At 68.4% G+C, this 24,299-nt stretch carries 21 protein-coding genes and 1 pseudogene; 4 read left to right on the forward strand and 18 right to left on the reverse strand.

Going from position 1 to position 24,299, the window contains the following annotated elements; all coding sequences use genetic code 11:
- A pseudogene (locus ACM9LZ_RS18565) lies at positions 1 to 210 on the reverse strand (spinster family MFS transporter); the annotation flags it as partial.
- 3 nt (positions 211 to 213) lie between these two features.
- Positions 214 to 2,487: a TonB-dependent receptor gene (locus tag ACM9LZ_RS18570; protein WP_416621005.1), complete on the reverse strand. Its 2,274-nt coding sequence runs from the start codon at positions 2,485 to 2,487 to the stop codon at positions 214 to 216.
- A 212-nt stretch (positions 2,488 to 2,699) separates the two neighbouring features.
- Here ACM9LZ_RS18570 and ACM9LZ_RS18575 point away from each other — a divergent pair, with 212 nt between their 5' ends.
- A complete protein-coding gene (locus tag ACM9LZ_RS18575) occupies positions 2,700 to 4,421 on the forward strand; it encodes an acyl-CoA dehydrogenase family protein (protein ID WP_416621006.1) in 1,722 nt (573 codons plus the stop codon).
- Here ACM9LZ_RS18575 and ACM9LZ_RS18580 read toward each other — a convergent pair.
- The 3 genes from ACM9LZ_RS18580 to ACM9LZ_RS18590 form a co-directional block, all read right to left on the reverse strand.
- Positions 4,400 to 4,759 carry a cupin domain-containing protein gene (locus ACM9LZ_RS18580; protein WP_416621007.1) on the reverse strand — a complete coding sequence of 120 codons (360 nt, stop codon included), beginning with the start codon at positions 4,757 to 4,759 and terminating at the stop codon, positions 4,400 to 4,402. The two genes, ACM9LZ_RS18575 and ACM9LZ_RS18580, sit on opposite strands and share 22 nt — an antisense overlap.
- 222 nt (positions 4,760 to 4,981) lie before the next feature.
- The gene (locus ACM9LZ_RS18585; protein ID WP_416621008.1) at positions 4,982 to 5,551 is read right to left on the reverse strand and encodes a bactofilin family protein; all 570 of its coding nucleotides are present in this window, start codon (positions 5,549 to 5,551) and stop codon (positions 4,982 to 4,984) included.
- Positions 5,552 to 5,812: 261 nt separating this feature from the next.
- Positions 5,813 to 6,490: an EI24 domain-containing protein gene (locus ACM9LZ_RS18590; RefSeq protein ID WP_416621009.1), complete on the reverse strand. Its 678-nt coding sequence runs from the start codon at positions 6,488 to 6,490 to the stop codon at positions 5,813 to 5,815.
- A 204-nt stretch (positions 6,491 to 6,694) separates the two neighbouring features.
- Here ACM9LZ_RS18590 and ACM9LZ_RS18595 point away from each other — a divergent pair, with 204 nt between their 5' ends.
- Both ACM9LZ_RS18595 and ACM9LZ_RS18600 read left to right on the forward strand, forming a co-directional pair.
- Positions 6,695 to 7,654, forward strand: coding sequence for an adenosine kinase (locus tag ACM9LZ_RS18595; protein ID WP_416621010.1), 960 nt, complete (start codon positions 6,695 to 6,697; stop codon positions 7,652 to 7,654).
- 221 nt (positions 7,655 to 7,875) lie between these two features.
- Complete coding sequence (locus ACM9LZ_RS18600) at positions 7,876 to 8,910, forward strand: hypothetical protein (RefSeq protein WP_416621011.1); 1,035 nt, start codon at positions 7,876 to 7,878, stop codon at positions 8,908 to 8,910.
- A gap of 143 nt (positions 8,911 to 9,053) precedes the next feature.
- On the opposite strand, the gene ACM9LZ_RS18605 is transcribed toward ACM9LZ_RS18600, so the two are convergent.
- Positions 9,054 to 9,725, reverse strand: coding sequence for a CoA transferase subunit B (locus ACM9LZ_RS18605; RefSeq protein WP_416621012.1), 672 nt, complete (start codon positions 9,723 to 9,725; stop codon positions 9,054 to 9,056).
- An 18-nt stretch (positions 9,726 to 9,743) separates the two neighbouring features.
- Positions 9,744 to 10,445: a CoA transferase subunit A gene (locus ACM9LZ_RS18610; protein WP_416621013.1), complete on the reverse strand. Its 702-nt coding sequence runs from the start codon at positions 10,443 to 10,445 to the stop codon at positions 9,744 to 9,746.
- Between the two features lie 580 nt (positions 10,446 to 11,025).
- Between ACM9LZ_RS18610 and ACM9LZ_RS18615 the strand changes: the two genes are divergently transcribed.
- Positions 11,026 to 11,655, forward strand: a complete 630-nt coding sequence (locus ACM9LZ_RS18615) for a MarC family protein (protein WP_416621014.1) — start codon at positions 11,026 to 11,028, stop codon at positions 11,653 to 11,655.
- A 61-nt stretch (positions 11,656 to 11,716) separates the two neighbouring features.
- On the opposite strand, the gene ACM9LZ_RS18620 is transcribed toward ACM9LZ_RS18615, so the two are convergent.
- The 11 genes from ACM9LZ_RS18620 to nadA all read right to left on the reverse strand — a co-directional run bounded on the left by ACM9LZ_RS18620 (position 11,717) and on the right by nadA (position 24,099).
- The gene (locus ACM9LZ_RS18620; RefSeq protein WP_416621015.1) at positions 11,717 to 12,586 is read right to left on the reverse strand and encodes a hypothetical protein; all 870 of its coding nucleotides are present in this window, start codon (positions 12,584 to 12,586) and stop codon (positions 11,717 to 11,719) included.
- Between the two features lie 15 nt (positions 12,587 to 12,601).
- Entirely contained in the window at positions 12,602 to 13,669 is a 1,068-nt protein-coding gene (locus tag ACM9LZ_RS18625; RefSeq protein WP_416621016.1) for a glycosyltransferase family 4 protein, read from the reverse strand.
- Positions 13,666 to 14,079 (reverse strand): 6-pyruvoyl trahydropterin synthase family protein, encoded by a 414-nt coding sequence (locus ACM9LZ_RS18630; protein ID WP_416621017.1) that lies wholly within the window; start codon positions 14,077 to 14,079, stop codon positions 13,666 to 13,668. The genes ACM9LZ_RS18625 and ACM9LZ_RS18630 overlap by 4 nt, the downstream gene beginning before the upstream one ends.
- Positions 14,080 to 14,089: 10 nt before the next feature.
- Complete coding sequence (locus tag ACM9LZ_RS18635; protein WP_416621018.1) at positions 14,090 to 15,091, reverse strand: zinc-dependent alcohol dehydrogenase; 1,002 nt, start codon at positions 15,089 to 15,091, stop codon at positions 14,090 to 14,092.
- Positions 15,092 to 15,184: 93 nt separating this feature from the next.
- Positions 15,185 to 18,211 carry a double-strand break repair protein AddB gene (addB, locus tag ACM9LZ_RS18640; protein WP_416621019.1) on the reverse strand — a complete coding sequence of 1,009 codons (3,027 nt, stop codon included), beginning with the start codon at positions 18,209 to 18,211 and terminating at the stop codon, positions 15,185 to 15,187.
- The gene (locus tag ACM9LZ_RS18645; RefSeq protein ID WP_416621020.1) at positions 18,208 to 18,948 is read right to left on the reverse strand and encodes a nucleotidyltransferase family protein; all 741 of its coding nucleotides are present in this window, start codon (positions 18,946 to 18,948) and stop codon (positions 18,208 to 18,210) included. Before ACM9LZ_RS18645 ends, addB begins: the two co-directional genes overlap by 4 nt.
- Positions 18,949 to 18,970: 22 nt before the next feature.
- The gene (locus tag ACM9LZ_RS18650; protein ID WP_416621021.1) at positions 18,971 to 19,993 is read right to left on the reverse strand and encodes an aminoglycoside phosphotransferase family protein; all 1,023 of its coding nucleotides are present in this window, start codon (positions 19,991 to 19,993) and stop codon (positions 18,971 to 18,973) included.
- A 3-nt stretch (positions 19,994 to 19,996) separates the two neighbouring features.
- Complete coding sequence (tsaE, locus tag ACM9LZ_RS18655) at positions 19,997 to 20,461, reverse strand: tRNA (adenosine(37)-N6)-threonylcarbamoyltransferase complex ATPase subunit type 1 TsaE (protein WP_416621022.1); 465 nt, start codon at positions 20,459 to 20,461, stop codon at positions 19,997 to 19,999.
- A 106-nt stretch (positions 20,462 to 20,567) separates the two neighbouring features.
- Positions 20,568 to 21,419 (reverse strand): carboxylating nicotinate-nucleotide diphosphorylase, encoded by an 852-nt coding sequence (gene nadC / locus ACM9LZ_RS18660; RefSeq protein WP_416621023.1) that lies wholly within the window; start codon positions 21,417 to 21,419, stop codon positions 20,568 to 20,570.
- The gene (locus ACM9LZ_RS18665) at positions 21,419 to 23,038 is read right to left on the reverse strand and encodes an L-aspartate oxidase (protein WP_416621024.1); all 1,620 of its coding nucleotides are present in this window, start codon (positions 23,036 to 23,038) and stop codon (positions 21,419 to 21,421) included. The genes nadC and ACM9LZ_RS18665 overlap by 1 nt, the downstream gene beginning before the upstream one ends.
- A gap of 47 nt (positions 23,039 to 23,085) precedes the next feature.
- A complete protein-coding gene (nadA, locus tag ACM9LZ_RS18670) occupies positions 23,086 to 24,099 on the reverse strand; it encodes a quinolinate synthase NadA (RefSeq protein ID WP_416621025.1) in 1,014 nt (337 codons plus the stop codon).
- Positions 24,100 to 24,299: the final 200 nt, after the last annotated feature.

The following is a 24,299-nucleotide window of genomic DNA, read 5'->3' on the forward strand; positions in this document are numbered from 1 at the left end:
GTAAAGCCCGCTGATCAGGCCCAACTGACCATCCGTGACGCCCAGATCGTCCTGGATGGGCTTGGCCAGGATCGACAGCAACTGCCGGTCCAGGAAATTCAGCACATAGACGAAGCACAGCATGCCCAGAACATACCAGGCGCGGGCATCGGGGGCGGCGGGGACGGACCCCGGCATGGCCGGGGCTTTGGGGACGGGGGCGGCCGTCATGGCTTAATACTCGTAGCCGAGGCGGATGCCCAGGGTGCGCGGCCGCATCGTGGCAAAGCGGCTCGCCAGGAAGGCCTCCGGATGGACATAGGTGATCGAATGATCATCGAACAGGTTCTCGCCATAAAGCGTCGCCGTCCAGGACCCTTTGCTGATGCCGAAGCTCATGTTCACATTATTGTAGCTTTCGGTACGGCCATAGGTGGGGCTGACCGTGCCGGGCCGCCCCGGCACATTGGGGAACCCGCTGGGGAAGCCGCCCACATGCTGCATGTTCAGCGCGACATTGGCCGGCAGTTCCGGCGTCAGGTCGAACCAGTACTGGATGAAGACCGATCCCTGGAAGCGCGGCGCCGACAGGCGGGCCCCCTTCACGGCACCGGAAACGGCCGCTTCGGTGGCCGACAGTTCCGTCACCTTGGCATCGTTGAGCGATCCGTTCAGGCCGACGGTCAGCCCGGTGGCGGGCATGGCGCTGATCTCGAACTCGATGCCCTTGCTGCGGGCAGCACCGATATTGGCGGCGAACTGCACGCTGTCCGATACACGGTTGGCCTGGACCTGGATATTGCTCCAGTCGATCAGGTAGGCGGCCAGATGCGCGGACAGGCGGCCATCCAGCCAGCGCCCCTTCAACCCCAGCTCGTAATTGGTCAGGTCGTCGGAATCGGCGCCATAGGGGATGATCAGGTCATTGGGGTCGGTGACGCTGGGCCGCCCGGCATAGGCGTTCACCACGGGCGCGCGGAAGCCGGTGGACACGCTGGCATAGACCGTGGTGGCCGTGTCGGGCTTGACGGAGGCGCTGACCTTGTAGGATGGCTTGCTGCCCTTGGCCTTCACGCCGGCGCCCGCCACCACGGGGGTGACCGTCAGGGGGCCCGACAGGCCGCTCAGCGCATAGGTCAGATAGTTGGAATTATAGCCGCCTTCCTCGGTGAAGCCCTGGGCGTCCAGGCGCCCGTAGCGCAGGCCGCCCGTCAGCCAGAACCGCTCGCTGAACCGGTATGTCAGTTCACCGAAACCGGCCAGTTCATGCGATTTGCTGTGGGTGTAGTTGCGCTGGTAATATTCATCCGGCAGGCCCGTGATCCCCCGCGCGGCCAGGAAATCCGGTGAAGACCGGTAGAAATAGTCAACGTCGTTGCGCCGGTCCATGAAGAAGCCGCCGACCACCCATTCCCAGTTGCTGGAATTGTTGGAGGACAGGCGGAATTCCTCCACGAACGTGTTGAGATACCCGTCGGCATCCAGGCCGAAGGCGATGGCGCCGCCGAAGGTGCCGGCCAGATCGACATAGAATTTCTGGTTGAACTCGGAATAGGTCGTGGAGCTGACCAGGTTCACGCCGTCAAATTCATATTCGATGGTGGCGTTGTAGTTGGTCAGCTTGCCGACATAAAGGTCGGGCCGGTCGGACACGCGCTTGTTGCGGCCCAGCGACGGGCTGACCAGCGAACTGTCCTTGGGGTTGCTGTCCTCGTGCGAGGCCAGCAGGCGCACGGACATGCGGTCGGTCGGCTGCCATTTCAGGATGGCGCGGCCACCCCAGCTTTCCAGCGTGTTGGAATTGTCGATGCCGGTGCCGACATTGTCGACATAGCCTTCCTCGTGCCGGTAGAAGCCCGTGACGCGCAGGGCCAGCTTGTCTTCCACCAGCGGCGTGTTGACCATCACGTTGTAGCGCTGGCGCAGCGAGTCCGACCCCGTCAGCCCGAAATCGGTTAGGGCGGCGGCGTCGAACTTCCGCAGGTCCGGGCTCTTGGTCAGCACGCGCATGGCACCGGACAGGGAGCCGGAACCGAAAAGCGTGCCCTGCGGTCCGCGCAGGAATTCCACCCGTTCCACGTCGAACAGGTTGGGGTCCAGCACCGTGCTGTTGCCGATGGTGGAAATGGGCAGCTCGTCGATATAGATGGCGACGGTGCTTTGCAGGTTGGCGCCATAGCCGTTGGTGGCGATGCCGCGCGCCGTGAAATTGTTGAAGTTGGCGCTGGGCTTGTTCAGGACCACGCCCGGCGTTTCCCGCGCCAGCCCCTCATAGCCGACGACGCCCTTCGTCGTCAGATCCTCCTGCGAGAAGGCGGTGACGCTGAGCGGCACATCGTCGATGCGCTGGGCCCGGCGGGTGGAGGTGACGATGATCTCCTGCAGGACATCGGCCTGGCGGTTGCCGGCCGCCTCGCGCTCGGCGGGATCGGTTTCCTGTGCCAGGACAGGTGCGGAAAAGGTGGTCAGCGCGACCGCGCAGGCGGACGCGAGCAGCTTGGCCCTCATGTGAAGCGTTCTCCCATTCAGCCGCTGATCGGATGCCAGCGTGCCCAGCGAACATGCGGCAAGCTCCCCGCCCTGTCAACATTCACTATCACGTGTGTGAATATTATTGGGGGATGGACAAGACCGCCCGGCGACCCTTGTGCTGCCATCCCCCTTTTCCGGCCATGGGCTTTGGGCCATCCTGCCCCGTGAACCCAGGGGGAGGAGCGGGCATGAGCGACGCGGCCGATTATCCGCGCACGGCGCGCGGCAGCAATTTCTTTGAAACCGACACGAACCTGATCCGGCTGCTGGAACGCCGCGCCCCGCATGTGCTGGAGGCGCACGAGGGGCGCCTGTCGGAATTCGGCGCCTGGGTCGGCGGCGAACTGGATGCCCAGGCCGAATATACCGACCGTTTCGCCCCGCCGCGCCTGGACCCCTATGACATCGACGGCAACCGGACGGGCCGCGTCGTCTTCAACCCCGAATACCTGGCCTGTCACGCCGAGGCCTATCGCCGCGGCGCCGTCGGCCTGGCCTATCAGGACGAGGGACGGGGGCCGTCGGGCGCGCCCAGCCATGCGGCCTGCTTCACCATGGGTTACATGCTGTCGCAGGCCGATATTTCCATCCATTGCCCCGTCACCATGACCGGGGCCGTGGCCCATGTGCTGGATGCGCTGGCCCCGCCGGACGTGCGTGGCCGTTATCTGCCGGACATGGTGCGCATGGATGGAAAGGCCCTGTCGGGCGGCACCTGGGCCACCGAACAGCATGGCGGATCGGACGTGGGGGCCACCACGACGCGGGCCGAGGCGCGCAATGACGGTCACCGGCTGCATGGCGTGAAATGGTTCACCAGCAATGCCGGTGCCGGGCTGGCCATGGCCACGGCCCGGCCCGACGGGGCCGAGCCGGGCGGGCAGGGCCTGGGCTGCTACCTCGTGCCCTCCCACCTGCCCGACGGCACGCCCAACCACCAGCGTGTCCGCCGCCTGAAGGAGAAGGCCGGCACCAAGGGGCTGGCCACGGCGGAGATGGACCTGAACGGCTGCTGGGCGCTGGAGATGGCGCCGCCGCCGGAAGGGCTGAAGATGATGATGGCGGCCCTGGAATATAGCCGCATCCACAATGCCGTCGGCTCCGCCGGGCTGTTGCGCCGGGCCTTCGTGGAAAGTGCGGGCTGGGCCACGCATCGCGTCGCCTTTGGCCGCCCCATCCGCCATTATCCCATGGTGCAGGACCAGTTGCTGGACATGGCGATGGAGCAGGAGGCGGCGACCGCCCTGGCCTTCGAGGCGGTCCTGGCCTTCGATGCGCATCTGGCCGACCCCGACACGGGCGGCGACTGGCTGCGCCTGGCCACCGCGCTGGCCAAGTACCGGACAGCCGAACAGGCCGTGACGGCCTGCCGCCATGCCGTCGAACTGGTGGGCGGCAACGGCTATACCGACGAGATGGTGACCAGTCGTTTCTACCGCGACTGCCTGGTCGTATCCGTCTGGGAGGGGCCGGCCAATATACAGGCGCTGGAACTGCTGCGGCTGGTGGCGGGACGGCGCCCGGGGGACCAGATCTTCCTGGCCCGTGTCGGGACGATCCTGTCCGACCTGCCGCCCGCAGCGCGGGAGCCGGCGGCGGAGGATGTGGCCGCCGTGCTGGAAGGGGCCGTGGAGGAATGCCGCGCCGCCCTGGCCTTCCTGCGCCGCAACCCGGACCAGGGGCCGCGCCACGGCCGCCGGTTGCTGACCCTGATGGCCGACACGCTGGCGGGCGCGCTGTTGTGCGAGGAGGCGGTGGCCGAGCTGAAATGGGGCGACCGGCGGAAATGGCTGCTGGCCAGCCGCTTCGTGCTGAAGGTGCTGGGCAAGGCCGATCCGATCTCTGCCGGTATCGATCCGGCCAATGCCGAGTTCGATGCCGTGCTGGCCTATGAACCCGTGGGCTGGTGATCCGGCTCGCCGCCAGCCGGTCCCCAGAACAGGGCCCAGCAGGTGAAATCCGTGCTGAATTCAACGAAGCGGTGTTCGGCCCCCGCCTCCACGAAGATCAGGTCGCCGGGGCCGAAAGGGGCACGCCGGCCCGCCTTCTCGAACAATCCCGTGCCGGAAAGGACGGCGTAAAGCTCGTCCTGCCGGTGCGGCCCCTGCATGTCGCGGTCTTGCGGTGCGTAAAGCCCGGCCTTCATGCTGCCATGGCGGATGACATATTCGAACCGGTCCAGGCCGGTGCGATCCCCGATTGCAGCCAGGGCGGTACCGGGGGTGAAGATGAAGGGCGGCGGGTTCACGGGCGGGCACCATGGGGCCAGGGGGGGCCAGGGGGGGAACGGGGGGGGGACCCGTCCAGGGAACCAGCACGGCCCATCCCCGGCAACCCGCTGAAATGTCACCGGCACGAAAAACCCCGCCGGATGGCCGGCGGGGTCTTCTGTCGGGCGGGAAGGCGGCAGCATGGGCGCCGCCGCGCCAGTCGGCGCGCATATCGGGGCCAATATCTCTCGCCCCCGATATCAACCCTCGCCGTCGCCGGCATTGTCGGCCGCCGGGGCGGAAACCGACACCGTTGCCGACGATTCGGCCGGGCTTGGCAGGACCGGCGCTTCGCCCAGGACCTGGATGGTGCCGGCCAACTGGCCACCATTTTCCACTTCCAGCGTGCCATAGCGGATATTGCCCAGGATGCGGCCCGTGGAACGCACCTTCAGCGTGCCGCGCACCGTGATATCGCCCTCGAACCGCCCGCCGATATCGGCCTCGTCGATCTCCACCGAGCCCTTGAACAGGCCCGTATCGGCGATTTCCACGACATGGCCGTCGCGCAGCTTGGCTTCCACCGTGCCTTCGACGACCAGCACGTCACAGGCGGCGATCTCACCGGACAGGCTGATGTCGCGGCCGACGATCAGCTTGCGCATTTCTGTGGCGGGGGTGGTGCCGCTGCTGCCTTCCACACCCGTCGGGGCCACGCGCTTGGGCGGGCTGTTGGGGATATCCACGACGCGGCGCGGAATGTCGCTCTTCAGCGACGGGGCCGCCGCCGTGCCAGGCGAACCGGTGGGGGTGGAGAAAGGCGTGTTCATCGTCATCCTCGGGCTGGTTTCGGAACCTTGGTCTGCAGGCGGAATGGCGGGTTTCACGTCCGCCTGCGGTTCCGTCTGGCGGAACCCGGCACCGGCGTCCTGCGTTGTCTCCCCGGCGGGTGGTGCCGGGGGTGCGGGCGTGGGCGGGGCCGTGGGCGGTCTCTGGCGTCGGAACATATTGATTGCCCCCAAATGCGCTGGCTCAGGGTGGGGACCGGACGGCGGGTCCGGCCCGGTTATGCGGTATCACAGAATGCGCGCTCACGCAGCCGCAGCCGGCAGATCACGCCGCATTTCTTCAAAGAAATGCGCCATGAAGGCGGCGGCCAGCACGGGCACGACAAGATTGACGAGCGGGAGTGACGAAAGAAAGGCGAGAATGACGCCTGCCACGAAAAGACCCGCCCGCCGGTCGCGGCGCAAAAGCCTTACCCCGGCGGTGTCAAGCCGTCTGACGGCGACCAGCTCGTAATATTCCCGCCCCACCAGATAGCCGTTGACCAGGAAATAGACGAAGAGATTGACCACGGGGATGAAATAGAAGGGCAGAGCCAGCAGATTGACCAGCAGCACCAGCCCCAGGAATTTCACCCCCTCCCACACCGATCGCCATAGCGGGATGGGGCGCGGGGGCGGCAGCCAGGGATAGTGCCGCCGTTCGACGGCATCCACGATGCTGTCCAGCATGACCGAGGAAACGGCGACCATCACGGCCGGGAACATCAGCCAGGCCAGCGCCAGTGCTGCCAGCCCGCCCAGCAGACCGATGCCCGTATCCACCCAGGGGATGTCGAACAGGCTGGTATGGGCCAGCAGCCAGCCGAAACCGCCCAGAAGCAGGGCGAAAAGCGCCAGCGTCCCCAGGATGGACAGGATGATGACCCGCAGGAAGGCCGGGTCGGGCAATTGCGCCGCGGCGCGCACCAGATGCCGGATCATGTTTTTCCCGTCCCTTCCCGCCCGCCCTGCCGGACCGGCCCTGCCAGAACCCCGCCCATGCGCATCCAGGCGCACCCATGCGCGCTCCCCATCCATATGGGGATGCATGCGCACTTGCCGCAAGCGCGCACCGCCCTATACTCCGCGCCAATTTTTCCAGACGGGTGGAGGCCATTCGTGGCGGCAGTTTATGATGTTGTGGGCATGGGCAACGCGATCGTCGATGTGATCGCCAAGGCCGATGATGCGTTCCTGGCCGCCAACGGCCTGATGAAGAATGCCATGCGGCTGATCAGTGCAGAGGAGGCGGAAGCCCTCTATGCCAAGATGGGGCCGGGCGTGGAAATCTCCGGCGGTTCCGCCGGCAACACCATGGCGGCCCTGGCTTCGCTGGGCGGCAAGGGCGTGTTCATCGGCAAGGTGGCGCATGACCAGCTCGGCAAGGTCTACCGCCATGACATCCGCGCGGCCGGCGTGGTGTTCGACACCCCCGACCTGGACGAGGGCAAGCCCACGGGAAGCTGCCTGATCCTGGTGACGCCGGACGGCCACCGGACCATGAACACCTTCCTGGGCGCCTGTCTGGACCTGACGCCCGACGATATCGACGCCGCCACCATCCAGTCGGCCAAGGTCGTCTATCTGGAAGGCTATCTGTGGGACCCGCCGGCTGCCAAGGAGGCGTTCCTGAAGGCCGCTTCCCTGGCGCATGCGGCCGGCCGCAAGGTGGCGCTGTCGCTGTCCGACCCGTTCTGCGTGAACCGCCACCTGGACAGCTTCCGCGACCTGGTGAAGAACCATGTCGACATCCTGTTCGCCAACGAGAGCGAGATCGTCGCCCTGTTCGGCGGTGATTTCGACAGTGCTGCCGCCGAGGCGCGCAAGAATGTCGAAGTGGCCGTCCTGACCCGGGGCGAACAGGGCGCCACCGTGCTGGTCGGCGGCGAGACCTACAGCGTGCCGGCCGAGAAGGTGGAGCAGGTCGTCGATACGACGGGGGCGGGCGACCTGTTCGCCGCCGGCTTCCTCCACGGTTATACCCAGGGCCGCGACCCGGCTACCTGCGCCCGCCTGGGCGCCATCTGCGCCGGCGAGATCATCGGCCATTATGGCGCCCGGCCCGAGGTCAGCCTGGCCGATCTGGTCAAGTCCAAGGGACTTTGATTTGAGGTGTCCGCCCGGTCCGGGTTTCCCCGGACCGGGCACGCCACGCCCGGCATGCCTTTCCCGTCGGCCCGGCAAAAAGCGCCGGCTGTTGCGTACAGCAAGAACGATTTTGCATTTCGCAACGATGCCTTTTCTTTCAAATTATTGATTTTACTGAATTCATCAATCATGGCCCGCCGATTGCTTCCTGTTGCTGGTCACCAGCAGCGGGGGTCCATATGGACGGCGGCGCACATATCCGGTTCATCCAGCCCGAAACCTGTCAGCCTGAGGCGGAGGGCAGCTTTGCCCAGCTTTACCGTCTGGCCCATGCCAAGGCGGGGCTGGCCCGGCTGGGCGTATCGAACCTTCTGGACTGGCTGACCCGGCGCGGCGGCGATGCTGCGGGCCTGGACCTGTTGCTGGAGGATGGGCGGCCGCTGACGCCCGACAATCGCGACCGGGTGAAGGGCAATATCTTCCTGTCCTTCCTGTTCCATGATCTTCGTCACCGGCTGCTGGTGCGCATGGATCAGGCCCGCATCAAGAAGGACGGCCCCTTTGCCCCCCTGCCGCCCGGCCTGTCGCAGGATCAGAAGCTGAACTGGCTGCGCTCGCAATGCTGCCTCACGCTCAATCTCGTGCTGGATGAATGGGCGGCGGAAATGGCCGACCGGCCTGTTTCCGGCTGCCCGTTCGCCCGCATGGCCCGTTTCGCACAGGGTTTCTTCAAGGGGTCCGCCCTTTACGCCCGGGCCGGCCACGACATGGTCAGCATTTCCAAGACGGGCAGCAACACGGCGCTGCATATGTGCTTCAGCCTGGTGGAGGCATCGCTGCATCTGGGCGTCGACCTGCCCGTTGCCGACTGGCGGGACGCGATGTGGCGCAGCCGCAAGGAATTGAAGACCCTGGCCGCCGGCAGCCTGGGGATGATCGTCACCTTCCTGCACGCTTCCAGGCTGGAGCCGGAGGGGGAGAGCGCTGTCAATCCCACCACGGGCGAGGCCTGCGCCTTCCGCGTCGAGCAGGGGGTGGACGGTTTGCGGCTGCGGCTGGACAGCCGGCCCATCACGCCCTTCACCACGGGCCATGACCGGCTTTATACCGGCTGCCCCGCCTTTCATGTCGGCGGGATGATCGAAATGTACCTGGATTGGGTGCTGGACCTGGCGGCCCATCACGGGCTGCATGCGCCCGAGCGGCTGCCCGTGCCGGCCCTCCGGCCGCAGGCAGACCGTCTTGCCGCGATGGCCATGGCCGGCGATGATTGATGCCGCCGGCATGAAAGATGATTGATGCCGCCGGCATGAAAGAAGCAGGGGCTTGACCGGAACCTGCAGGTTCCGGTCAAGATTGCGTGAAGGCCGATGAGGTGGGGCGGCACTGCCGCCCCACCTCATCGGCCCGATGCCTGTCAGGACACCAGCGCCTCGGCCAGGTCGAACTCGGCCTGGGTTTTTGACCTGATCTCTTCCAGCGTGATGCCGGGGGCCATTTCGATCAGGGTCAGCGGACCCGTTCCGTGCTTGTCCACCTGGAACACGCCCAGATCGGTGACCACCAGGTCCACGACGCGCGTGCCGGTCAGCGGCAGGGTGCATTCCCGCAGCAGCTTCGGCTCGATGGCGCCCGTCTTCTTGTCGACGGCGCAATGCTCCATCACGACGACGACCTTCTTGACGCCGGCCACCAGATCCATGGCGCCGCCCATGCCCTTGACCATCTTGCCGGGGATCATCCAGTTGGCCAGATCGCCATTGGCGGCCACCTGCATGGCGCCCAGCACCGACAGGTCGATATGTCCGCCACGGATCATGGCGAAGCTGTCGGCGCTGCTGAAATAGCTGCTATAGGGCAGTTCGGTGATGGTCTGCTTGCCGGCATTGATCAGGTCGGCATCCTCTTCCCCCTCGAACGGGAAGGGGCCCATGCCCAGCATGCCGTTTTCCGACTGAAGCGTCACATGCATCCCCTCGGGGATGAAGTTCGCCACCAGGGTCGGGATGCCGATGCCCAGGTTCACATAGAAGCCGTCGCGCAGTTCCTTCGCAGCGCGGGCGGCCATTTCCTCACGGGTCCAAGCCATTTTGTTTCCCCCTCGCCCTTAATCGCGCTTGCGCGTGGTGCGCTGCTCGATGCGCTTTTCGTGCGTGCCTTCGATGATGCGCTGCACGAAGATGCCCGGTGTGTGGACATGATCGGGGTCGATCGTGCCGACATTCACCAGTTGCTCCACCTCGGCCACGGTGACCTTGCCCGCCATGGCCATCATCGGATTGAAGTTCCGCGCGGTCTTGCGATAGATCAGGTTGCCTTCCGTGTCGCCCTTCCAGGCCTTCACGACGGCCAGGTCGGCGCGCAGGCCGCGTTCCATGACATAGGTCTCGCCGTCGAACTCCCGCAGTTCCTTGCCCTCGGCCACCAGCGTGCCCACGCCCGTCTTGGTGAAGAAGGCCGGGATGCCGGCACCGCCGGCGCGGATGCGCTCGGCCAGCGTGCCCTGGGGGTTGAACTCCAGCTCAAGCTCACCAGACAGATATTGCTGTGCGAACAGCTTGTTCTCCCCGACATAGGAGGAGACCATCTTGCGGATCTGCTTGGTCTCCAGCAACTGGCCCAGGCCGAACCCGTCCACGCCCGCATTGTTGGAGATGACCGTCAGGCCCTTTACGCCCGACAGCTTGATCGCGGCGATCAGGTTTTCCGGGATACCGCAAAGACCGAACCCGCCGGCCATCACGATCATGTCGTCCCGCAGCAGCCCAGCCAGGGCCGCCACGGCATCGGTATAGACTTTCTTGCTCATGAGATTGCCCGCGGCCTCCTCCTTTTGTGGGCTTTTCCGACTGGTGTACGGCGGTGCAGCATGGGTGTCAATGGACCACAAGGCCTATTTCATGAAACCTGATTCAAATTTCGAGTCGTAATTTTCATAATAAAAGCCACCAAAACGTTAGTTTAAAATTACAGGACCGCGCATCGGCACGGGGTCCCGGCGTGGCGACCACCGGCTCATGCCGCATTGTCGTGCCGGGTGCCTGTGCCGTTCGTGGCGATCCTGCTGGCCGCAATCGGGGCGGTGTCCGGGGGACTGGAGCATATTTGCGCTGAGCGGAAATATGCCTTTCGCGCCCGACCGCCGGGCCAACTGACATTGGCCTGGCCGCGCCGCGCGGGCGGTGCTGCGGCCGCCGCAGCCGGCGCGGTTTCCCGTCAACCGAAAATCGCTCCATGTTCCGTTCCCACCCGTGACCGGGCCGGTCAAAGGCGGCCATTGCCACCGGGCGGGATATGGCAGACCTGCCGGGCGGACACTTCACAGCCGGGCCGCGGGGGCGTAGATGATGCCCATCCCGACATCATCCATTTCCCCCGCGGCGGCCGTCATGAGTGACCTGGTCCTTTCCACCTTCATTGCCTTCTTCGTCACCATCGATCCCATCGGACTGGGCCCCCTGTTCGCGGGCCTGACGGCCGGCATGGACAGCCGGCACCGTCGCCGCACGGCCATCAAGGGCGTGCTGATCGGCACCGGCCTGCTGTTCGCCTTCGCCTTCATCGGGGAATTGCTGCTGACCTCGCTCGGGATCAGTGTGGGTGCCTTCCGCATCGCCGGTGGCATCCTGCTGCTGCTGGTCGCGATCGAGATGGTGTTCGCCCGTGAAAGCGGCCTGCGCACAGCGACGGAGGATGAAAAACAGGAGGCCCGGCACCGGGCCGACATTTCCGTCTTCCCGCTGGCCATTCCGCTGATTGCGGGTCCGGGAGCCATGACCTCGGTCGTGCTGCTGATGGGGCGGGCCGATGGCGACTGGATGATGCAGGCCGCCGTGCTGGCCGTGCTGTCCGGTGTGCTGCTGGCCACGCTGGTCTGCCTGCTGTTCGCGGGGGAGGTCGGCAAGCTGCTGGGCGTCACGGGGATCAACGTGATCAATCGGGTGCTGGGCATCCTGCTGACGGCGCTGGCCTGCCAGTTCATCATTGACGGTGTGGTGGAAAGCGGCGTCCTGCGCTGAACCCGCTGTCGGAAATCCGACGGCGGGCCCTGCCTTGTCCAGGCCCGGTTGCCGGCCCCCGTTACCGGCGGGCCAGCAGGTCCAGATGGCCCACCATCAGCCGGGCGCCCTGTTCACTGGCCAGGTCGCGCCGGCGGGCCGCCCAGGCCTGGATGCGGGGGGAGGCGGCCGGTTCCTGCTCCGCCGCCGCGCGGGCATAGCCCTCCAGCATGGCCAGATGGGCGGCGATCTGCTTGGGCCCGATCTTCCAGTCGGCCTGCGCGGTTTCCACGCGATAGCCGGCGGCCGTCAGGCTGGCCACCAATGCCTTGGGTGCGGCGGGACCCAGGGCGGGCCCGCCCAGGCCCTTGGCCCGGCCCATATGGGCGTGGAACCGCTCCAGCACGAAGGCGTCATCCTCGTCCGCGATGGAGAATTCCACCCGGCCGTCCACGATCAGCGTGGCCAGCAGCGGCGGGAAGCCGCAGCCCGCCAGTTCCTTCACGAACCGGTCCAGCCACGCGGCGGAGACAAGGTCGAACAACGCCTTCGCCGTCACCCCGTCATACTGGTTAAGGCCCAGTTCCGCCGGGTCCTGCGACAGGTCGAAGCTGCGCATCTCCACCCGCACGGCCATGTCGTCGCAAGTGATCATGTAGGCGCGGCGCTGTTCCTTGTGCTCCCAGCCGTTACGGTCGGCCCAGCGGCCGATCTCCCCCGGCGCCTTGGCCAGAAGCTTGCGGTCCTTTTCGATCAGGGTCCAGTCCTGCTCGCCCCGGCCCAGCTTCATGGCCAGTTGCCGGACATTGCTGCCCGTGCCGGCCCCCAGGTCGATGATCATCGGATGGGTGGGCAGGATGCGGCCGAAGGCCCATGCCAGCCCCACGGCGCGCGCCGCATCGTCCAGCGGTTCGCGCAGGCGCAGCCAGTCGGGATCGAAATCAAGGTTCATACGCGGTTCCGATCGTCATCTCGAGGAAACCAGCATGCCGGACAGCGTGTCATGTATCAATGCCACACTCTGTTGCCACGACGGTAACAGGGCCCCTGCCTTCCGTGCGGCATTGCGCGCGGCGGCCAGGGCCGCCGGGTCTGACAGCAGCCGGTCGAAGGCCATGGCCAGGGCAGCCGGGTCACCCGGCGGCGCGATGGCGCCGGCAGGGGGCGGTACCACCTCCGCCAGCCCCCCGGCATCGGTGACGATGGCAGGCAGGCCGCGCTTCAGCGCCTCTGCCGCGACCATGCCATATCCTTCATGGAAGGAAGCGAGGGCGAACAGGTCCGCGGCCTGCCATTCGGCCTCCAGCGCCGGGCCCGACAATTCGCCCGTCATGCGCACCCGCCCTGCCAGTCCCGCCGTGGCCACGGCATCGGCAATGGCGGCGGCCTGGCCCGGATGGCGGCTGTCGCTGCCCACCAGTACCAGTTGCCAGGGCCGGTGCCGCAGCCGGCCCAATGCTTCCACCAGCACCAGATGGCCCTTGCGCGGGGTCAGCGTCGCCACGCACAGGATGGTGGGGCCAGCACCGTGCGGGCTGCCCGTGGCGGGGGCGGCCGGGTCGGTGCCGGGCGGGGCGATGACGATCCGCCCCGCGGGCACCGACAGGTCCATGACCCCGGCTTTGGTGGCTTGGCTGGGCACGATGACGGCCCGCATATGGGCCAGCGTGTCGCGCTCGATCCGCAACAGCGTATCGGCCTGTTCCGGTGCCAGCCCGTTTTCCAGATGCAGCGGATGATGCACCAGTGCCGCACAGCGCAGCCGGTAGCGGTCCACCCAGACGGCATGCGCCGCGACGGGCAGGGCCAGCCCGTCGATCAGGACCGGCGCGCCATCGGGAATGGCGCCCAGCACGGCGTCGGCCGCTGCGCGGGACGGATCGTCGACGAAGGGATGCGGTCCCGGCAATTCATGCACGGTGACCGTCTCCCCCATCGCGCGCAGCCCCGCCACCAGCCGGCGGAGATAGCCGTAGCCGCCCGTCAACTGGCCGATATCGCCGGGACAGAGGATGTGGAGCGGCTGGCCGATCATGCGCCGTCCCCGCCCAAGGGCGCCTCATAGGCGGCCCAGGCGACATGGGATTCCGACAGGCGGATGCGCAGGCTGTCGAGTGCGGCCCCGTCGGCGCCCAGGGCACCGGCCCGGATGCCGGTGGCCAAGCGGCGGTGGATTTCTCCGGCCAGGAACTCCGTCGTCGTATTGCGGCCCCGCAATTCCGGCACCTCGTCCAGGTTGCGGTAATTCAGCGGGGCCAGCACCTCCTTCAGCAGGGTTGAGGCGGCGCCGATATCCACCACCAGCCCGTCGGATGACAGGTGACGGCGGCGGAATTCGGCATCCACGACGAAGGTGGCGCCGTGCAGCGCCTGCGCCGGGCCGAAGATGGCACCCACGAAGCTGTGGGCGATCATGATGTGGTCACGCACGGTCAGGGAATACATGCACGGCCTTTCACGGGTTGGGGCGGGGATAGCGCACGACGGGGCAGCCGAAGGGCAGGTCGTGCAGGCCGGCCATGGCAGCCGGCAGGTCGGAAAAATCCAGCCGCGGACCCAGCAGATGGTCCGCTGCCGGATCGGTCAGCAGCGACAGCGCCTTTTCCAGCCGTCGCGACAGGGTCCAGCGCGGACGGAAGGCGGGCGACACCATCCCCACCTGCGAGGATACGATGCGCAGCCGGTTGGGGTGGAAACCGCTGCCCAGCGGCACGGTCACGGGCCGGTCGCCGTACCATGACGCCTCCACCAGCACGGCTTCCACCCCGGCCAGCCGCAGGGCGGTGGCCAGACCGTCCCCCGTGGCGCTGGTGTGGATGACCAGATCGCACCCGTCGGGCGCATCGTCGGGCAGGGCGAATCCGGCCCCCAGGGCATCGGCCAGCGCAGCCCGCGCCGGGTCGATATCGACCAGCGTGACCTCCGCCCCCGGCAGGCATGCGGCCAGCCAGGCGGTCAGCCCCCCCACCACGCCGCCGCCCACCACGGCGATGCGCTGGCCCGGTGCCGCACCGCCATCCCACAGGATGTTCAGCGCCGTTTCCATGTTGGCGGCCAGGACGGCGCGTTCGGTCGGCACCGCGTCGGGTACAAGGCGGCAGCTTTCCGCCGGCAGCAGTGCCACATCCTGATGCGGGTGCAGGGCGAAGACGCGCCGGCCCAGCAGGCCGGCCGGCCCCTGTTCCACCATGCCCACCAGGGCATAACCATATTTCACGGGGCCTGGAAACTCCCCCTCCTGGAACGGGCAGCGCATGATGGCAGCCAGTTCGGCCGGCACGCGCCCTTGGAAGACCAGCGATTCGGTGCCCCGGCTGATCCCGCTGGCCAGGGCGCGGACCCGCACGTCGCCGGCCACCGGCGCGGGCAGTTCCTGCCGGCACAGCGCCCCACGGCCGGGCGCCAGCGTCCAGAAGGCCGTGGCGTGGTCGGGGTGGACGGCTTGGGACAGGGACATCCGGCTTTTCTCCCAACAACGGGGTGTCAGCATATGAACACGCGGCGGGCGAATAAAGCACAGGCTTGTGACAGGCCGATGATGAGGGGCCGCTCAGCCCTCCGCCTCGCCGCCGCCGCCGGCCGACCATTCGCGGATGCGGGCCAGATGGGCATAGTCGGTATATTTGGGCGCCCAGGCGGGCCGGGGCTGGCTGTGATAGGCGGTGTCCGGATCGTCAAACCGTTCGATCAGATATTCCAGCCCCTCCCGCGCCTCCGCCGCCAGGATGCCCGCCTCCTCCTTCAGCGCCTGGATCAGGCCCGGCGGGTCGCCGCCGGACAGGCGCCAATATTCCAGCCCCTCCACGGTGGCGGCCTCCACCCCCTCGAACCCGCCGCCGGCCGCGATCAGCGCCTCCAGCGGCAATTGCGGCGCCTTGCCCAGCCGTACCTCCCTGGCCGATGGCGGGGTGCCCGTCTTGTAGTCGATCAGCACCACGCCGCCCGTGGGTGTGCGGTCGATGCGATCGGCCTTGGCGGTCAGGATGAAGGGGCCGGCCGGGCCGGGCAGGGTGATGCGGCCCGATACCTCGGTCGCCAGTGGCCGGATGGTGCGCCGCCGCTCCGCCTCCTGCGCCAGGAACCAGTCGGCCACCTTTTCGAACCGGGGCCACCAGAAGGCGGCGACCCCCGGCTGTTCCAGCAGGTCGCCGAAGGCGCCCCGCCCGATCGCCAGCAATTGCGCCCGCGCATCGGGCGGCAGCGCGCCGGGATGGCGGCGGACGAAGATGTCCAGCGCCTTGTGGATGATCTCCCCCCGTTCGGCGGCCCCCGGATCGGCGTCGATCGGGTCCAGCGCCGACAGGTCCAGCACCTTGGCGGCATAGATGGCGTAGGGGTCGCGCATCCAGGTTTCGATCTGGGTCACCGACAGGCGGCGCGGCCGGGCCGCCACGGGCGGGCGGGGGGCCGGCGGCGGGCAGGGGCGCACGCGCGCCGGCCGGTCCAGAGCCTGCCAAAGCCCGCGCCACCAGGCACCGTCCCCGTCGATCCGGCCGCGCAGCCCCGCCTTGTCCAGCACGGTGTCCAGGCGCAGCAGCCAGCGGGACGGTACGGTGGGTGTGCCCTCCACCCGTTCCGACCGGGTCAGGTACAGGGTTTTCGCCCCACAGGCCTGGGCGAAATCATGGGCGGCCTGACCCACCTGCCGTTCCGGGGCGGGCAGGCCGAAATCGCGCCGCATGGGACGCGACATCCAGGGGTCGGGCGGCGGGGCCGGCGGCCATGTCCCCTCGTTGAGCCCGGCCAGCACCATCACGTCGAACTGCTGCAGCCGTGCTTCCATCAGGCCCAGCACATGCAGGCGCGGATGCAGGCCGAAGGCCGGGCGCACCGCCCGCCCGGCGATCAGCACTTCCATCAGCCCGGCATAATCCTTGCCGCCCAGCGGGGGATAACCGTCGGCCGCCTCGCGCAGTTCATCGATGAAGCCGGCGGCCGCCTCCCCGTCCTTGTCGCGCCACAGCCGGTCGGCCCCCTGCTCACCTTCCTGGGCGGCCAGCGCCTCCGCCGCGCCGACATGCAGGCGCAGCCATTCCGACAGGGGCCGTTGCTCCCCATCCGCCACGGCCGCCGCCAGGGGCCCCAGGGCCGTTTCCAGCCGGTCGATCAGCGTCAGCAGGTCCTGGCTTATGGCGGGGTTGGTGATGCGGCGGCGCCTGTCCGCCGCCTCCGATGCCGCGAAAAGGACGGCCCGGCGCAGACCGTCCAGCCCGGCGGCGGGCCGCGGGCCGCGCAGGATGGCCGTTTCCAGCAGCCGGGCCTGACGCCGCAATTGCCCCGCCGGCCAGCCGCCGCCGGCCATCGGGTGTTTCAGCAGCGACAGGAACGGGACCGGCGCGCCCTGCACGGCGGTATCCATGATCAGGCGCAGGTACGACCCGACGGGCGTCTGGGCCAGCGGCCGGCCGGCGCTGTCATCGACGCGCACGTCCCAGCGACGCAATTCGGTGGCCACGCGCCGGGCCAGATTGCGGTCCGGCGTGACCAGTGCGGCGGTGCGGCCCGGCATTTCCAGCGCCTCGCGCAGGATCAGGGCGATGATCCCCGCTTCCTCCTGCGGGGTGGCGGCGTCGATCCGGGTCACGCCTTGCAGAGCCGACGGGTCCGGCGTGGCCAGGTCGCGCCAGGCCTCCGTCGTGCCGGCGGGCCGCAGCGCCTCGGCCATCAGGGCGATGCGGGCGGGTGGGCAGGAAGGGGCGACGCCTGGGGCCAGCGGCCAGTCGGCCACCGCCTCCCGCGCGACGCCGATCCGGTCGATCAGTTGCTTCAGCCCGAATTGCGGGTGCGCATCGTCCAGCGCGTCCCAGGTGGCCGCGTCGCACGCCCGGTCCAGCCCCGGCAGCACCACGCAGCCCGTGGGCAGCCGCGCGATGACCGACAGCAATTCGGCCGTGGCGGGGATGGACCCGGTGGAGCCGGCGGCGATGATCGGGTGAGCCGGCGGCGCAGCCTTCAGCGCCGCCGCATAGGCCAGCAGGCGGTTGTTGCGTTCCTGCGCGGGATCGACACTGCCCTCTGCGGCCAGAATGGCGGGCCACTGATCGACGATGATGGCCAGGAAGGACAGGGTCACCTGCCAATGTTCGGCGTAATCGTCGGGCACCAGGCTGTGCAGCCGGTCGAACCCCACCATTTCCGTCTGCGTCTGGTCCAGCAGGCGGGCCAGTTCGCGGGCCAGGCGGGCCGCCTGGGCACGGGTCTTGGCGAACCGGTCGCCGGCCGCCGCGATGGCGCGGGCCAGCAGCAATTGCCGGCGCAGGGGACCGATGGCCGGGGGCAGGTCCAGCCCGCCGGCCTTGCCCGTCACGCCGTCCATCATCAAGGACACCTCGTCCCCGTCCACATCGCCCAGCGGCGCCATGCGCGGCAGCAGGATGGGCCGCCCGCCCGACAGGCGCAAAAATGCCTCGCGCAGGCTGCGCACGGCGCGGGCCGTGGGCAGCAGAACCGTGAAGCGATTCAGGGCCAGCGGGTCGCCATCCGCCTGCCGCCACAGGCCCGCGGCCAGCGCGTCCACGAAGGGGATGTCGGGCGCCAGCGTGAAGACGCGCGCCGGTGCGCCGGCGGCGTCCGTCATGGGTGGACTTCGCGCGTCGCGGGATGGCGCAGATGCGCATCGACCAGCGGCACGGCGGGCGGCGTGCCCACATGATACCAGTTGCCCTCGTGCCGCACGCCGTAAAGCCGGCCCGCCGCCTCTGCCCGCCGCCACAGCAGCAGGTTGGAAAAGGCGCCGTCCGGCGTTCCGGCGAACTGGTCCGGGGTCATGATCGACACGCCGGCCATCACGAAGGGCGCCAGTTCCATGTCGGGACGGGCCGACAGCCGGCCATCGGGGTCCATCTGGTAATCCCCCCGCCCGTCATAGCCCACCGCACCCGCCGTCGGCGCGACCAGCAGCAAACTGTCCATGACGTCCGGGTTCCACGCCGCGGCCAGCCGCTTCAGGGCGGGAACCGGCCCGTCCAGCCAGACGATGTCGGCATTGACGACGAAGAAGGGCTCGGCCCCCAGCAGCGGCAGGGCATGCCTGACACCACCGCCCGTCTCCAGCGGGGCATCCTCCCGCGACAGGGTGATGCGCAGCCGGTTGCGCGGCCGGGCGTCCAGGTGCGCCGCGATCTTGTCGGCCAGCCAGTGGGCATTGACCACCGCCTCTTCCACGCCCGCCGCTTCCAGCCGGTCCAGCGCATGGTCCAGCATCGTGCGGCCGCCCACGGAAATCAGCGGCTTGGGCAGGTCCAGGGTCAGCGGACGCATGCGCAGCCCCAACCCGGCCGCCAGCACCATTGCCCGCTTGGGCATGAAGGACATCGAATTCAACTCCGGTTTCAAATCAACGACCAAGAATATGGGCCACGGCCCCGTCGGGGGGCAAATGCTCATCCATGAAACTTTGCAGCGGCGCCAGCAGCGGATGGGCGATGGCGCCGCGGAACTGCCGCCACACACGGGACAGGAAGGCCAGTTGCCGGGCCTTGCCGCCCCCGGCCGCCAGTTGCGCCACCCGTCCCAGGATGCGGGCATGGCGCATGGCGCCCATCACGGCGTAGGACGCCAGGAACGCTTCCCGCCGGACGCCGGGACGGGCCAGCAGATAGCGATCGATCATGGTGGCCTGGATCGTGTCGGGCACATCGCGCCGCGCGTCCTGCAGCAGCGACAGAAGATCATAGCTGACGGGACCGATGCCGCCATCCTGCACGTCCAGCAGCCCGCAGGCCCGGACCCCCGGCCGGCCGGGCAGCCACATCAGGTTGCCCGGATGATAGTCGCGCAGCAGCAGGCTGACGGGCACGCTGTCCAGCACAGGTTCCAGCACGGCCACCCAGGCCGCGTCCAATGCCGCCCGGCCGGCAGCAGCCAGGGGCCGGTCCGCCGCTTCCATATAGGCATCGGCGAACAGCGCGACCTGGGCCGTGAACAGCGGCAGGCCGTAGCAGGGCAGGTCGGGGGCGGATGCCGGATCGAACCGGTCATGGAGATGGGCCAGCACATCGGTCGCCACGGCATAAAGCGGCCAGGGATCATCGCCCCGTTCCAGCAGGGCCGCGAAACTGTCGTCGCCGAAATCCTCCAGCAGCAACAGCCCCTGCGGCGGGGCTTGCGCGAAAAGGTCGGGCGCCGAAAGTCCCGCATCGCGCAGCAGGCCGCAGATCCGGATGAAGGGCGGCACCTGTGCTGCGCCTTCACCCGCCGCATCCATCAGGATGGCGCGCGTCCCGTCGGGGGCCGTCAGCCGTTCATAGCGGCGGGTGGACCAGTCGGCCCCCATGGGAACCCGTGCGGCTATGGCCCAGCCGGCGTCGGCCAGGAAGCTGTCGATGACGTCGCTGCGCCGTACCATGTCGTCGCGCATGGGTCAGATCCCTTCCGGCGGCGGTTCCAGCCGCGGTCCCCAGGTGCCGTGGCCGTTCAGCACGGCGCGCCGCGCCGTCGGCCCGTCCAGGGTCAGTTCGATATCCAGCCGGTCGCGCGGCAGCAGCGGTCCCAGCCGCTCGGGCCATTCCACCAGGGCGCAGGCCTGCCGCGCCTCCTCCCAGCCCAGTTCCACCACCTCGCCCGGATCGCTCAGCCGGTAAAGGTCGAAATGCCAGACCGGCGGGTCCAGATGCTCATAGGTCTGGACCAGGGTGAAGGTGGGGCTGGGGACCTCTTCCGCCGGGTCGCCGGCCAGATGGCGGATGATGGACCGGGCCAGGGCCGTCTTGCCGGCGCCCAGGTCGCCGCGCAGCGTCACCACGTCCCCCGCCGTCAGCAGCGGGGCCAGCCGGGCGGCCAGGGCGGCGGTCGCCGCCTCGTCGGGAAGGATGAGGGTCTGGGGCATGCGGGTCGGTGTCTTCGGTCGCTTTTGCAGAGGGCCTGGATGGCAGACTCCGACAAAAGCAACCCGCGCCGCAATAGGCATTAAGCAGGGACCGGGCCCGACCGCCCTATCCGACCACGAAATCCAGGCCGATGTCGAAATTGCGCACCGAATGGGTCAGCCAGCCCAGGCTGATCAGCGTGACGCCCGTCTCCGCGATGGCGCGGATCGTGTCGGGCGTGACGCCGCCCGATGCTTCGGTCACCATGCGCCCGTCCACCATGGCAACGGCACGGCGCAGGGTGGGCGGGTCCATATTGTCCAGCAGGACGGCATCGACCTTCAGGTCGATCAACTCGGCCAACTGGTCCAGGTTGTCCACCTCCACCTCGATCTTCACCATGTGGCCGGCGCGTGCGCGGGCCCGCTCCACGGCGGCGCGCAGGCCGCCGGCCGCGACCAGATGGTTGTCCTTGATCAAAACGGCGTCATCCAGGGCGAAGCGGTGATTGCCGCCGCCGCCCACCCGCACGGCATATTTCTCCAGTGCGCGCAGGCCGGGCGTCGTCTTGCGCGTGCAGACGATCTGGGCGCCCGTACCCTCGATCCTGTCGACCAGCCGCCTTGTCTCGCTGGCGATGCCGCACAGCCGGCCCAGCAGGTTCAGGGCCGTGCGCTCACCCGTCAGGATGGGGCGCGCCGCCCCTTCCACCGTGGCCAGGGCCGTGCCCCCGGCCACACGGTCGCCATCGCGCACATGGCGGGTGATCACCAGTCCGGGGTCCAGCAGGGAGAAGGTATGCAGGGCTGCATCCAGCCCGGCGCACACCCCCTCGCCACGGGCATTGAACCGGGCCTTGGCCGTGGCGTCCGCCGGCACGCAGGCATCGGTGGTCAAATCCCCCGCCAGCCCCAGATCCTCTGCCAGGGCGGCGCGGATCAGGGCATCATATTGCAGGGGGTAGAGCGGCAGGGTCATCACATCACCGGCAGGGGGGAACGGGGCGGGGCCACGCGGATGCGGGGCGGCTGGGCGGGTCCGGACAGGGTCACACGCTGGCGGTGGCGCCATTCCGGCCGGCTGTCGGGCCAGTCGGAACGCTGGTGCGCCCCCCGGCTTTCCTGCCGGGACAGGGCGGACCGGGTGATCAGCAGCGAGGCCAGAAGCCGGTTGCGCACCTCCCCCGACAGGCGGATATGCGCAGGCCCGGCCCCCCCGGCATCGGCTTCCAGCCCGGCTTCCAGCGCCTCCAGCTCGGCGATGGCGCAGGAAAGGCCGATGCCGTCACGCAGCAGGCCCACGCTTTCCGCCATGATGTCGGCGGCCTGGACCGCGACCAGGGCCGCCTGGGCAGGGGGAACGAAATGGCGGGGAATGTCGGGCAGGGCCACGGGGCCGGGCGGCGGCGGTTTGGTGGCCAGGATCGCTTCTGCCGCGCGTTCGGCAAAGACCAGCGCTTCCAGCAGGCTGTTGCTGGCCAGCCGGTTGGCGCCATGCACGCCCGTGCAGGCCACTTCCCCCGCCGCGAACAGGCCGGGAATGCTGGTGCGCCCGTCGGCGTCGGTGACCACGCCGCCCATGTGGTAATGGGCGGCCGGGGCTACGGGAATGGGGGTTTCGGCCGGGTCCAGCCTTGCCGCGGCACAGATGCCGGCGACCGTGGGGAACTTCGCGGCCCCGCCATCGGCCCACAGCGCGCGCAGGTCGATATGGACCGGCAGGCCGGCCGCAATGCGCGCGCCGATCGTCTTGGCCACAACGTCGCGGGGTGCCAGTTCGGCCAGCGGATGCGCCTTCAGCATGAAACGGTCGCCATGCTCGTCCAGCAGATGGGCGCCGGCCCCGCGCAGCGCCTCCGTCAGCAGGGGGACCTGGCCCGTGCGGCTGTGTGCCGCCAGGGCGGTGGGATGGAACTGCACGAATTCCAGATCGGCCAGGTCGGCCCCGGCCCGGGCGGCCAGTGCCAGCCCGTCGCCCGTCGCCTCCGCCGGGTTGGTGGTATGGCGATAAAGCTGGCCGATCCCGCCGCAGGCCAGCAGCACGAACCCGGCCCGGTGGAAGACCCAGCCATCCGTGTCATGATGGGCCAGCACGCCCGCCATCCCGTGGCGTCCCGTCACCAGTTCCCAGGCGAAGGCCCTTGTCTGGACCGTGACATGGTCGGCGGCATCCACACGCGCCGACAGGTCGGCCATCAGGGTGCGGCCCGTGGCGTCGCCGCCGGCATGCAGCACGCGGGCGGCCCCGTGCGCCGCCTCCCGGCCCAGGCACAGCCGGCCGCTGGTCTCCCGGTCGAAGGGCAGGCCGCGATTGATCCAGCGCGTCAGGCGCCGGGCACCTTCCGATGCCAGCAGGGACGCCATTTCCGGATCGGTCAGGCCCGCACCCGCCGCCACCGTGTCGGCGGCATGTTCGGCCGGGTCGTCGGCGGGATCGATGGCGGCGGCGATGCCGCCCTGGGCCCAGTTGCTGGACCCGCCCGGCAGCCCGTCCGTCTTGGTCAGCAACGTGACGCGCATCGGCGCCAGCGACAGCGCAGCCACCAGCCCGGCCATGCCGGACCCGATCACGATGACATCGCTCTGCCGCATCTGCATGGGCGGGTTTCCTCAGCTTTGCCTGAAGAGGCCGGATGGGGCCGGCATCACTTCCGGCCGACGGCCAGCATGCGTTCCACGGCCAGCCTGGCGCGGCCGGCCACGGCGGGGTCGACATGCACCTCCGGCTGCATGGTCACCAGGCTTTCCAGGATGTTCGACAGCGTGATGCGCCGCATGTGCGGGCACAGGTTGCAGGGGCGCACGAACTCCACGGCCGGGTTCGTGGCCGCCAGATTGTCGGCCATGGAGCATTCGGTGATCAGCAGCACGCGCTTGGGCTGCTGCCCCTCCACATAATCCTGCATCTTGGCGGTGGAACCGACGAAATCCGCCTCCGCCAGCACGTCGGGCGGGCATTCCGGGTGGGCGATGATGGTGATGTCGCCCTTGAACTGGGTACGGTAGGCCTTCAACTGATCGCCCGTGAAGCGCTCATGCACCTCGCAATGGCCCTTCCAGGCGATGACCTTCTTGGTCGTCTGGGTGGCGACCCACTTGGCCAGATATTCGTCGGGGATGCACAGCACCTCGTCGCCCGGCAGTGAATTGATCACCTCCACCGCGTTGCCCGATGTGATGCAGACATCGCTTTCCGCCTTCACGGCGGCCGAGGTGTTGACATAGGTGGCGATCGGCACGCCCGGATACCGTTCGCGCAGCAGGCGCACATCGGCCGCCGTGATGCTGTCGGCCAGCGAGCAGCCGGCATCCATGGCCGGCATCAGCACGGTCTTTTCCGGCGACAGGATCTTGGCCGTTTCCGCCATGAAATGCACACCGGCCAGCACGATGACCTCTGCATCCGTCTCCGCCGCCTTGCGCGCCAGCAGCAGGCTGTCGCCTACGATGTCGGCCACGGTGTGGAAAATCTCCGGCGCCTGGTAGTTATGGGCCAGGATGACGGCGTTGCGTTCCTTCTTCAGCCGGTTGATGGCATGCACCAGCGGTGCATGGAACGGCCATTCCACCTCCGGGATCACGCCCTTGACCTTCTCGTAGATGGGCCGGGTGGCCTCCGCGACGGCGGGGCTGTAGGTGAGGTCGAGCGGGGCGGACATGGGCGGCAACTCCGTCGGCCCGCGGGGGCGGGCAGGCAAAAGGGACTTATGCTCTATTTGAGCATTAGTAGTCCTTATGCTCGCCCAGAGTATAAGGGGTGTCAAGTGTGTGTCGCCCCATGGTCACGCTTCTGTCACAGTCCGGATAGGCAAGATATGCATGTGTGCGGCGCAACATCGTTGCGGCGCCGGGGCCTTCT

The organism is Niveispirillum fermenti (assembly GCF_048066175.1).
GTDB lineage: Bacteria > Pseudomonadota > Alphaproteobacteria > Azospirillales > Azospirillaceae > Niveispirillum > Niveispirillum fermenti.

Excerpts from the sequence above, each read along its gene's own strand:
- ACM9LZ_RS18570 (WP_416621005.1), bottom strand. The coding sequence starts at position 2,487 with ATGAGGGCCAAGCTGCTCGCGTCCGCCTGCGCGGTCGCGCTGACCACC.
- ACM9LZ_RS18575 (WP_416621006.1), top strand. The coding sequence starts at position 2,700 with ATGAGCGACGCGGCCGATTATCCGCGCACGGCGCGCGGCAGCAATTTC.
- ACM9LZ_RS18585 (WP_416621008.1), bottom strand. The coding sequence starts at position 5,551 with ATGAACACGCCTTTCTCCACCCCCACCGGTTCGCCTGGCACGGCGGCG.
- ACM9LZ_RS18590 (WP_416621009.1), bottom strand. The coding sequence starts at position 6,490 with ATGATCCGGCATCTGGTGCGCGCCGCGGCGCAATTGCCCGACCCGGCC.
- ACM9LZ_RS18595 (WP_416621010.1), top strand. The coding sequence starts at position 6,695 with ATGGGCAACGCGATCGTCGATGTGATCGCCAAGGCCGATGATGCGTTC.
- ACM9LZ_RS18600 (WP_416621011.1), top strand. The coding sequence starts at position 7,876 with ATGGACGGCGGCGCACATATCCGGTTCATCCAGCCCGAAACCTGTCAG.
- ACM9LZ_RS18605 (WP_416621012.1), bottom strand. The coding sequence starts at position 9,725 with ATGGCTTGGACCCGTGAGGAAATGGCCGCCCGCGCTGCGAAGGAACTG.
- ACM9LZ_RS18610 (WP_416621013.1), bottom strand. The coding sequence starts at position 10,445 with ATGAGCAAGAAAGTCTATACCGATGCCGTGGCGGCCCTGGCTGGGCTG.
- ACM9LZ_RS18615 (WP_416621014.1), top strand. The coding sequence starts at position 11,026 with ATGAGTGACCTGGTCCTTTCCACCTTCATTGCCTTCTTCGTCACCATC.
- ACM9LZ_RS18620 (WP_416621015.1), bottom strand. The coding sequence starts at position 12,586 with ATGAACCTTGATTTCGATCCCGACTGGCTGCGCCTGCGCGAACCGCTG.
- ACM9LZ_RS18625 (WP_416621016.1), bottom strand. The coding sequence starts at position 13,669 with ATGATCGGCCAGCCGCTCCACATCCTCTGTCCCGGCGATATCGGCCAG.
- ACM9LZ_RS18630 (WP_416621017.1), bottom strand. The coding sequence starts at position 14,079 with ATGTATTCCCTGACCGTGCGTGACCACATCATGATCGCCCACAGCTTC.
- ACM9LZ_RS18635 (WP_416621018.1), bottom strand. The coding sequence starts at position 15,091 with ATGTCCCTGTCCCAAGCCGTCCACCCCGACCACGCCACGGCCTTCTGG.
- addB (WP_416621019.1), bottom strand. The coding sequence starts at position 18,211 with ATGACGGACGCCGCCGGCGCACCGGCGCGCGTCTTCACGCTGGCGCCC.
- ACM9LZ_RS18645 (WP_416621020.1), bottom strand. The coding sequence starts at position 18,948 with ATGTCCTTCATGCCCAAGCGGGCAATGGTGCTGGCGGCCGGGTTGGGG.
- ACM9LZ_RS18650 (WP_416621021.1), bottom strand. The coding sequence starts at position 19,993 with ATGCGCGACGACATGGTACGGCGCAGCGACGTCATCGACAGCTTCCTG.
- tsaE (WP_416621022.1), bottom strand. The coding sequence starts at position 20,461 with ATGCCCCAGACCCTCATCCTTCCCGACGAGGCGGCGACCGCCGCCCTG.
- nadC (WP_416621023.1), bottom strand. The coding sequence starts at position 21,419 with ATGACCCTGCCGCTCTACCCCCTGCAATATGATGCCCTGATCCGCGCC.
- ACM9LZ_RS18665 (WP_416621024.1), bottom strand. The coding sequence starts at position 23,038 with ATGCAGATGCGGCAGAGCGATGTCATCGTGATCGGGTCCGGCATGGCC.
- nadA (WP_416621025.1), bottom strand. The coding sequence starts at position 24,099 with ATGTCCGCCCCGCTCGACCTCACCTACAGCCCCGCCGTCGCGGAGGCC.